Source organism: Pararhizobium sp. P1_E7 (genome assembly GCF_056405855.1).
Genome location: NZ_JBFUBH010000085.1, coordinates 1 through 10,126, shown reverse-complemented (window position 1 = coordinate 10,126; position 10,126 = coordinate 1). Strand labels below are relative to the sequence as shown.

Below are 10,126 nucleotides of genomic sequence, written 5' to 3'. Positions count from 1 at the left end.
GTCTTCTTGTCGAGCGGCTTCTTCTTGGCCTTCATGATGTTCGGCAGCGAGGCGTAGCGCGGCTCGTTCAGGCGAAGATCCGTAGTAACCACGGCCGGAAGCTTGATCTCGATGGTCTGCAGACCGCCATCGACTTCGCGCGTCACTTGCGCCTTGCCGTCGCCGATCTCTACCTTGGAGGCAAATGTGCCCTGTGCCCAGCCAAGCAGGGCCGACAGCATCTGTCCGGTCTGGTTGCTGTCGTCGTCGATCGCCTGCTTGCCGACGATGACGAGGCCGGGCTGTTCGGCTTCGACGACGCCCTTGACGATCTTGGCCACTGCCAGCGGTTCGATAACGTCATCGGTCTCGACCAGAATGGCGCGATCCGCGCCCATGGCGAGTGCCGTGCGCAGCGTCTCCTCCGCCTTGGCCGGGCCGATGGATACGACAACGACTTCGGACGCCTTGCCGGCTTCCTTCAGGCGCAGGGCTTCTTCGACCGAAATTTCGTCGAACGGGTTCATCGACATCTTGACGTTGGTAAGCTCGACGCCCGAACCGTCCGTCTTGACGCGGATCTTCACGTTGTAGTCGACAACGCGCTTGACTGTGACCAGAATTTTCATGACCGATCCTCCTGCTCAAGCACGCGAACGGACGGACTTTGGGTCGTAGACGGCGGTCCTGCGAACCGTGACACCTGTCCCATCTTCCAGTGTGAGAACTTGTCCGTCGCCTGCGCAGGCGATCTGGACGTAAGCCAAGGCAAGTCCGTGCCCGACAGTGTGTCCATGCGCAGCCGAGGTGACTTTTCCGATGGCGTCACCACCAAGCTTCACCACCGTTCCAATGGCGGGAAGAACAGAACCGACAGGAAGTTCGAGAAGAACGAGCATGCGCTCCACTCCGTCCTGCTTCTGTCGTTCGACAACCGCCTTGCCAGGATAGGATGAGTCCTTCGGTTTCACGGTCCAACCCAATCCCGCTTCAACGGGTGTCGTGTCCTCACCGATATCCCGGCCCCAGATCGGAAAACGCTTCTCGATACGAAGCGAGCCCATCGACCCGGCCCCGCACGGCACGAGCCCGAGCGGCTTGCCAGSTTCCAGGAGGGCGTCATAGAAACTCTCGATGTGCTCGGTCGGCACCCAGAGCTCGTAGCCAAGTTCTCCGGTGAAACCCGTTCGCGTGACGATGACGTCGTCCACGCCGGCTACCGTTGCCTTCACCATCCCGAAACCAGGAAGCGCTTGGCCCGAAACATCCTCACTCGTAACGCGCTCCAGGCAGGCACGTGACTGCGGCCCCTGAAGGGAAAGCGACACGTATCGATATCCGAGCGAAACGACGTGCACGCCGTAAGGCTTTCCGCACTCCTTGAGGTAGGCTTCGACCTTTTCGACACGATGGGGCGCAGGAACGACCCAGAACGTGTCCGGCGCCGGACGATAGGTGATAACATCGTCGATGAAGCCGCCATTTTCGTTCAGGATGCCGCCATAGATGCCCCTTCCCGGAGCGACCTTTGACATATCCGCCACGAACGTCTCGTTCAGAAATGTCTCGGCTTTTGCGCCTGCGACTTCGACAAGAAACTGCCCGAAAATCTCGAACAGGCCTGCCGCGTTTCGCACGGCCTCATGTTCTGATTTCGCATCCGTAAAGACGTTGGCGGTGAGAAAATGGGCCTTCTCGGCCATCTCGGCATTGCGCGCCTTGAAGGCGTGATAAAGCGGCGTCCGTTTTGCGGTCATGATTGTCGATCCCTTCGATCTCAGAGAAAAAGTGTTGGGCGCTCGCGCTTGAAAACGCGGTCATCGGGCTCCGTGCCTAGCAGTTCGCGCGCATGACGATGGCCGGAATAAACAGCGCCCTGAATGATGCCCGGACACTCTGCATCGCCGATGGTCCGGTAAGGCAAGCCTTGTGCGGTGAGCGCCTCGCCAAGACGCGTGTCAGGCAGCCGTGTGCCCACGGCGACCAACGTCGCACCTGCAATTGCCGGTAGCGCCTCCCCCGTGTCACCTCGGCTGACAGCAAGCCCTTCCCCGCTCCAGCCGGTTGCGACGCTGTTCGGATACATACGCACACCGGCGGCTTTCATCTCGGCAACCATGCGGGGTTGCTCAAGCGTATGCCCCATCCAGGCCGAAAGGGATGGCATGGGAGTTACCAGGTGCACGGCGTGTCCCCTGGCAGCAAGATCCGCCGCCAGCGCATTGGCCATGTAATAGTGATCGTCGTCGTAGATGACGACTGAATGGGCTATGGCAGCACCGTCCATGACATCGTCGGGCGTCAGAGCTGCACCCGCGAAACCAGGTATTGGTGTGAGTCGCGTTCGCCCAGCCCCATCGCCGCGCCATGGAGCACCGGTTGCGAGGAGGACATGGTCAGCCCCGAACTCAGCAATGCCACCGGCATCCAGCTCGCTACCGGGATAGAGATTGACGTTGGGCATCTGCTGAAGCTGATACAGCCGATAGTCCTTAACCCGCCCCCAGGATGCGAGCCCTTTAATACGGGCCTCGCGAGCCGAGCGGCCACCCATCTCGTCGGCGCGTTCGGCCACCGTCACCTCGTGGCCGGCCTTGGCAAGAACGAGCGCCGCCTCAAGACCCGCAGGTCCAGAGCCCACGATCAGTACGGTCTTTGCATTGCCGGCCGCAGGGATTTTCTCAGGGTGCCAACCGCGACGCCATTCCTCGGAAATCGTCGGATTTTGCGTACATCGCAGTTCCACCCCGATCGTTTCGACCGCGACGCAAATGTTGCAGCCAATGCACTCTCGGATGTCTTCGATCCGGCCCTCACGGACTTTTGCAGGCAGGAATGGATCCGCAATAGACGGACGGGCTGCACCGATGAGATCGAGGACACCACGCCTGATCTGGCTGACCATCGCATCCGGAGAGGTGAAGCGCCCGACGCCCAGAACCGGTTTGCCGGTTACCTGCTTCACAAAGCTGGTAAACTCTTCCTGAAAACCTTCGGCGTCATAGCGAGCCGTGCCGCTGTCTCGGCTCCAGGAAGAGACATTCACATCCCACAGGTCAGGTAGGTCGGCGAGCGCCTCAATGACATCCCTGCCCTCGCCGCTATTCAGGATACGCTTCGGGCCGGAAAGCTCATGCACGGCAAAGCGCACCGCAACCGCCATGTCGTCACCCGCTTCCTCCTTGGTTTCCTCCAGCACCTCGCGGAAAAGTCGCAGCCGGTTTTCGAAACTGCCCCCATACTCGTCAGTCCGAAAATTATATGCAGGAGACAGGAAGTGCCACAAAATCGAGGCTTCGTGCGAGGCATAGACATAGACGATATCATAACCTGCGGCCTTTGCCCGTCGCGTTGCCGCGCGGTACATCTGTCGCAGATTACGGATATCGTCTTTGTCCATAGCCTTTGCCATGAAGGGCATGTCCGGCTTCAGGATAGGCACGACGGWTGGCCCCATCGCCGGATATCCTGTCGATATGCCCCGCGAACGAATACCCGTATGCGCAAGCTCAATCGAGGCGAGCGCTCCATGGGCATGAATACGCTCGACAGATCGCGCATGCGCGGCAACGTCGCCCTCGTCCCAAAGCCGCTCATATGGCAAACCGGCGAGATCAGAGGTGGGATCGATTTCGCTCAGCTGCATTGCAACAATGCCCCAACCACCTTCGGCACGGGTTTCGCGAATGCCAATTGCTCCGTTCGGCATCAAATAGCTGTGGCCGATTGCATGCGGCATCGATACGAAGCGGTTTGGCGCGGTGATCGGCCCGATCTTCAGCGGCTCGAAAAGTATTGAATATCGCGGATCCATCACATCTTTACCGCGTCATCTTGATGGTGCCGTCAGCAATCCACCGATCGATGACCTCGAGCACCTTTTCTGAGAAGGCCAAATCGTTAATGTGGCAATCGAGCACCGAAAGCTCGATCGGATCGACCATCACCTTCCGATACTCGTCTACCATTTCGGCAAGCGCTTCCGGATCATGCGCGGGCATGCCCTCAACGTCCCAAGCATGAATGCCCTGCGTCGGAAGCACGAAATGGACCGGCCCCTTGGACTGCTGCAGCCGGTGAGCCACTTCACGAGCAAGTTCGCGGCGTTCGTCCGCAGTCAGCGAGGCAGAGGCGAGCAGGCGGTTGTGAGCATGATAGGGCCGATCCCGGAACCGTTCGGGCACAGGCTGCCATGTCGCGAAGTCGATCATGTCGCCAAAGGCGGGTGCGGCAATGATCGGTGTGCCCAAGCGGCCGGCAGCCGTCATGCGATTGGCGCCGGCGTTCACGACAGAACCGACCATAAGATTGCCGATCTCGGCCACCGCGAGCTCCAGCACTGCCGCGAAGTAACCTTGCTCCGCAAGGCTTTCCAAAGCCATGCCCCCCATGCCAGTTCCATGAAAGACTGCGACCGAAAAGCCGCGGTCGATCAACGGCTGTCTCAAGTGAATCATATAGTGAAGCGCGGAAGAGCCGAAGCTCACCATACCGATGACTGGCCGGTCCGGGTCAGGCGGCTCCACTGCGAGCGCCGCGCCATAGATGGCGCCGGCCGCCTGGCTGAGCGTCGCCTTGCAGATGTCGTTGAGGCCGTAGAGACCGCCAGCCCACAGGATCATCTGGATATCCGCGGAAAGCCTATCCGGCGCAATCAGCGGCGAAAACGCGATCGTCGAGACAACATATTTCGGAACGCCGATCGGCAGCGCACGGGCGCAATCCAATGCTAGGTCGGTACCCATGGTGCCCCCAAGGGCAATCATGCCGTCTATGCGACCTTCGGCATAGAGTCTGGCGCAGAGCGTGGACGCACCAGAAGCCATGATCTGCATGGCCAGATTCTCGTCACCGGCGTTCACCGCCTCATCGATAGTCTTTCCAATTGCGGCAGTGACCTCGTGCTTGGAAATATCCGTTGGTTGCGACGGATCCCCAAGCACGCTGACGTCCATCGAGATCACGTTCCCACCAAGCTTCTTGATGCAATCAGCGACGTAGTTGAGCTCCTGATCCTTCGTGTCGTAAGTGCCGATCACGAGGATTGTTTTTGTTGCGCTCATCTTCAGTTCCCCTTTTTTGTGTCAATCAGCCCCGCATGATCGTCCCGGCTGGATCATAAAAAGCGCCGAGTTGGACTCGGAGCCGATAAAGCTTGCCTGCCACTTGCACCTCGAAACGACCTTCATCGATCCAATCCTTGGTGACGCCATTCACGCGGTTAAGAGAAGCAAGTCCAATCATCGCGTTCAGTCTCCAGCCCCAGCCCCCGGACGTGACATGACCGACGAGTGCGCCATCCTTGAAGACCGGCTCGTTGTGAATGAGATATGGACCTGTTTCAGCGGACGCACCCTCTACCAACACGGAAACGCTGCGATGCGGCGTGGCGGCACCATACGACTGCTTCTGGCGCATCAGCGCCTCGCGACCGACAAAGCCTTCCTTAGCGAGCTTCACAGCAAAGCCGAGGCCAGTTTCGATTGGCGTGTCTTCCTCACCGATATCGTGGCCGAAGTGCCGGAAGCCCTTTTCGAGGCGGCAAGCACCGAGTGCAAACATGCCGGCGTGGCGCAGACTTAGTGGAGCGCCGGCACGCATGATTTCGTCGTATACGTGCGCCGTGAACTCGCTCGAAATCATCAACTCATATCCGAGCTCGCCCAGGAACGAGCGGCGGATGGCCCAGACGCGCGCGAAGCCAAGGTCAATCTCGCGCGCCGCGCCGAACGGGAATGCCTCATTGGACAGGTCGTCCGCCGAAAGCTGCTGGAGGATCGCACGGGACTGCGGGCCATGTATGGTCAAAAGACCATAGGCCGACGTCGCGTCGAAAATCTCGAAGCGCCAGGCGGGTTCTGCATGGGCGCGAATGTGGGTTTGGTCGCGGATCTGGCTTGGATGACCGGTCACGACCATGAACTGTTCCGCGGCGATGCGGGTCACGGTGACATCCGCTTCGATCCCGCCCTTCTCGTTGAGGAACTGCGTGTAGACCGAGGTGCCGACCGCAACATCGATTTCGGCGCCGGAGACACGGTTCAGAGCCTTGACGGCATCCGGTCCCTGCACAAGGATCTTTCCGTACATCGACTGGTCAATGAGCACCGCATGATMGCGTGTTGCAAAACACTCTGCCTTGACTCGTTCAGACCAGTCCTGCCAACCCAGACTTGCACGCTCAGTCCAGCTCGGGTTTTCGAGGTCGAAGTACATCGGCACTTCCCAGCCAATACGCTCGGCCATAACGGCCCCGGCCGCAAGTAGACGGTCATGCAGCGGTACCCGGCGAACGCCGCGCGCTGTCTCGATCTGCCGGCCCGGCCAATGCAAGCCCCAATGAAGACCGACGCCTTCGGTCACACGCTCGGCATTGTAGGCCATGTTCTTCTGGAAAGGATGCGCTCGTGCGGCCAGCATCGAGGCGACAGCGCGCGGTGGTTGGCCCTCCGTCATCCAGGCTGCCATGGTGAGCCCGACACCGCCAGAATTGAGGATGCCGTTCGAGTTCATGCCAGCGGCGATGAAGAGCCCGGGCATCTCCGGAGCGGGACCGATGTATGGCCGTCCGTCCGGTGTAAAGCTCTCCGGTCCATTAAAGAAGGTCTGGATACCCATCGTTTCAAGAGCCGGGAAACGCGTAAAGAATTTCTCCAGTACCGGCTCCACATGATCCATGTCGAAGGGTAGCTCGTCGAATTCGAAACTCTCTGGGATGCCCTCGCGACCCCAAGCCTTGCCCCGTGCTTCGAAGCCACCGATCAGAAGTTTGCCGGCATCCTCCTTGGTGTAGAGCCGTTCCTCAAGAACGACGAGACCGGGCAATGTGCGCGGCAGGTCAGGAATGGCTTCGGTGAGGATGTAGAAATGTTCGGCCGCGTGGAGCGGAACGGTCACGCCATGCTCGGCGGCAAAACGCAGCGACCACATGCCCGCCGCCAGAAGAACCTTCTCCGTTGCAATAACGCCCTGATCTGTCTCGACGCCGACCACCTTGCCGTTCCGTGTCAGGATACGAATGGCCTTCGTGTTCTCGAAGATTTGTGCGCCTCGCGCCTTAGCGCCTTTTGCCAGCGCCTGGGTCACGTCAAGTGGATTAACCTGCCCGTTCGAGGGAACAAGGAAGCCGCAATGCACATCGGACGTGTCGACGAGTGGCCAGAGCTCGTTTATGTCCTCGACCGAGAGAATGCGACTTTCGATCTTCATGCGGGCCGCATGATCCTGATTCCGGAGCAGTTGCTCGGCGCGGAGATCCGACAAGGCCAGATGCAGGGTTCCGTTCTGCTTGTAACCGGTTGCCTGCCCTGTTTCGATTTCCAGTTCTGTAAAGAGCCGCGCAGTATATTTCGAAAGCTCGGTCTGCGCTGAGCTCTCACGCAACTGGCCCACAATGCCGGCGGCATGCCACGTAGTGCCGGACGCAAGCTGCTTGCGTTCCAAAAGGACGGCTCCTTCCATCCCCTTCTTCGCAAGGTGATAAAGTGTCGAGACACCGATGATGCCGCCGCCAATAATGACGGCCGGTGCGGATGGCGGAAGAGCTTTGGTCACGGTCACAGCTGTATCCATGCAGTCTTGAGGTCGAGATATTTATCGAGTGCGTGCGGAGACTTGTCATGGCCATTGCCAGACTGCTTGACACCACCAAGCGGCACGGTGAGGTCCGAGCCGCCATAGGTGTTGACGTGTACCAAGCCAGCGCGAAGGCTCTCCACCATTCGATGCGCCCGCGAAAGATTGGACGTCCAAACCGCAGACGCCAGGCCGAAATCGGTGCCATTTGCCACGCGGATAACATCCGCTTCGTCGGTAAAGGGCGTGATGGCGAGGACAGGGCCAAAGACCTCGTTCCGCGAAACTTCCATTTCCGGACGAACCTTTGACAGGACGGTCGGCGCCATGAACCACCCTCCCGTCTCCTGCAGGATGCGGCTGCCGCCGGTTAGAAGCTCAGCACCTTCCATTTGAGCCCGCGCGGCAAAGCCGAGAGTACGGTCCAGATGTGTCTCAGAGTTGAGGGCGCCGGCTTCGGTCGTAAGATCAAGCGGATCTCCGACCTTCATGGACGCCGCAATCGCTGCCACCTTTTCTGCGAACTGGTCGACGATCGACGCCTCGACCAGCAGACGCGAGCCTGCAATGCAGACTTGACCGGAATTACGGAAGATGCCGTAAGCAGCCACCTTCGCAGCCTTGTCCAGGTCGGGCGCATCGGCAAAGACGATGTTCGGGCTCTTGCCACCGAGTTCGAGATAGACCCGCTTCAGGTTGGAACGGGCAGAGTATTCGAGGAGTTTTCGCCCGACGCCACCGGAGCCGGTGAAGGCCATCACGTCGACGTCCATCGACAACCCAAGTGCTTCGCCGGCGACAGCCCCCTGTCCCGTTACGACATTGAAGACACCAGGCGGAACGCCGGCTTCGAGCGCCAGCTCGGCAATCCGCAGCAATGTGAGCGAAGCGGTCTCCGCAGGCTTCAGCACGACGCTGTTGCCGGCTGCGAGTGCCGGTGCAATCTTCCAAGCGCCGATCATCAGCGGGAAGTTCCAAGGCACAATGACAGCAACCACGCCAACCGGGTGCCTGTGCACCAGCGCGAGCACATCGCTCTGGGTCGGTGCAATCTCGCCGTATGTCTTATCGATCAGTTCCGCGTAGTAACGGAAAGTCGAAGCCGCACTCATCGGTTCCGCCTTCAACGCCATGACGATCTCGGTGCCGTTGTCGCGCACGCCGAGGACCGCGATCTTCAAGGCTTCTCTCTCGATGAGGTCGGCCAGCTTCAGCAGCACCTTCTTCCGGTGGGCAGGCGCCGTCCGCGACCAGACACCCGCCTCGAAGGCGGCGCGGGCCGACTGGCAGGCGAGATTGACATCTTCCCTACCCGCATCAGCAAGGGTCGTCAGCCGCGTGCCGTCAAGCGGCGAGAGAACATCAAGCTCTTGACCGGAAAAGGCGGAGCGAAACTTGCCGTCAACAAGGAGCCCTTGCGGCGGGATGTGATCCCCCCGCATCGCATTGATCTGGTCCTGCATCAGCTTGCCTCCACAGTCTTATTCCTGAAGTGGTTCCAGGTAAAAGTCGCGACGGCGACGACAGCAAGCGTGAGAAACGCCGCAGCGAGAGGACGCGTCAGGAAAATCGTCGGATCTCCGTCTGAGATGCTGAAGGCCTGCTTGATCCTGCCTTCCATCATTGGTCCGAGCACAAGCCCGACAACCATCGGGAAAGCCGGCACTCCGTTCTTCAACATGAAGCGACCCACAATGGCGAATGCCAGTGCGACCAAACCGTCCGTAATGCGGAAGTTCTGCGTATATGTGCCGATAAAGCCCAGAATCATGATCGCAGCGCCGATAACGCGTGGCGAGATTGACGACAGGCGCACGACATATTTGGTGAAAATCAGCAGGAAGATCATCACGAAGATGTTGAGCAGGAACAGTGAAATGTAGAGGCCAGAAATGAAGTCTGCATGCTCAACGAAAAGCTGCGGCCCGGGCACGATGTTGTGGATCATGAACACCGCTAGCAGCATAGCCATCAGCGGATCGGCCGGAATGCCCAACGAAAGCAGCGGCACGAGAACGGTCGAGGTGCAGGCGTTGATAGAGACTTCGGACGCCACCAGACCTTCGGGCGAGCCCTTGCCAAACTCCTCCGGCTTCTTCGAGAAGCGGCGGGCAAGCGAATAGGATAGGAACTGAGCCCCGAATTCGCCGACGCCCGGGAGCAGCCCCATAACGAGCCCGATGAGTGAGGACCGGATCACGGTTGCGCGGTACTTGAAAACTTCGAGTAGACCAACAAACCGTCCGGTTGACGAGAGGTTTTCCGGTACTTTTGGCGGCGACTTCGTTTCGAGCAAGATGAAGGCTTGGCTGAGGGCGAAGAGACCAATGACCATAGGCACCATTGGAATGCCGCCCAACAGCCACGTCTGGTCGAAGGTGTAGCGTAGCGTATGGTGCGGGCTCTCGAAGCCGACGGTTCCGAGGAACATTCCGATGCCGAACGTCAAGATCGCGCCACGGATGTTCTGGTGATGCGCAAGAACGACCGAAACCGATGCGAGGATCATGACCGCCGCGAATTCCGGCGGGCCGAATTTTGCAGCAATCTTGGCCATGAAGGGGGCCAGAAA

Annotated in this window: 7 protein-coding genes; all 7 read right to left on the bottom strand. The window is 59.5% G+C overall.

Annotation, left to right across the window (positions count from 1 at the left end; translation table 11 throughout):
- Positions 1-608, bottom strand: a 608-nt coding sequence (locus AC1D17_RS25945; RefSeq protein ID WP_477568153.1) for an electron transfer flavoprotein subunit beta/FixA family protein, incomplete at its 3' end; no start/stop codon positions are given.
- Positions 609-623: 15 nt separating this feature from the next.
- A complete protein-coding gene (locus tag AC1D17_RS25940; protein WP_477568152.1) occupies positions 624-1,736 on the bottom strand; it encodes an aminomethyl transferase family protein in 1,113 nt (370 codons plus the stop codon).
- A 20-nt stretch (positions 1,737-1,756) separates the two neighbouring features.
- Complete coding sequence (locus tag AC1D17_RS25935; RefSeq protein WP_477568151.1) at positions 1,757-3,793, bottom strand: oxidoreductase; 2,037 nt, start codon at positions 3,791-3,793, stop codon at positions 1,757-1,759.
- Positions 3,794-3,800: 7 nt separating this feature from the next.
- A complete protein-coding gene (locus AC1D17_RS25930; protein ID WP_112841518.1) occupies positions 3,801-5,042 on the bottom strand; it encodes a Tm-1-like ATP-binding domain-containing protein in 1,242 nt (413 codons plus the stop codon).
- 25 nt (positions 5,043-5,067) lie between these two features.
- Complete coding sequence (locus AC1D17_RS25925) at positions 5,068-7,539, bottom strand: FAD-dependent oxidoreductase (RefSeq protein WP_477568150.1); 2,472 nt, start codon at positions 7,537-7,539, stop codon at positions 5,068-5,070.
- Positions 7,536-9,017 (bottom strand): aldehyde dehydrogenase, encoded by a 1,482-nt coding sequence (locus AC1D17_RS25920; protein WP_112841516.1) that lies wholly within the window; start codon positions 9,015-9,017, stop codon positions 7,536-7,538. The genes AC1D17_RS25925 and AC1D17_RS25920 overlap by 4 nt, the downstream gene beginning before the upstream one ends.
- A partial coding sequence (locus AC1D17_RS25915) for a tripartite tricarboxylate transporter permease (RefSeq protein WP_477568149.1) occupies positions 9,017-10,126 on the bottom strand: 1,110 nt, incomplete at its 5' end. The genes AC1D17_RS25920 and AC1D17_RS25915, both read right to left, overlap by 1 nt.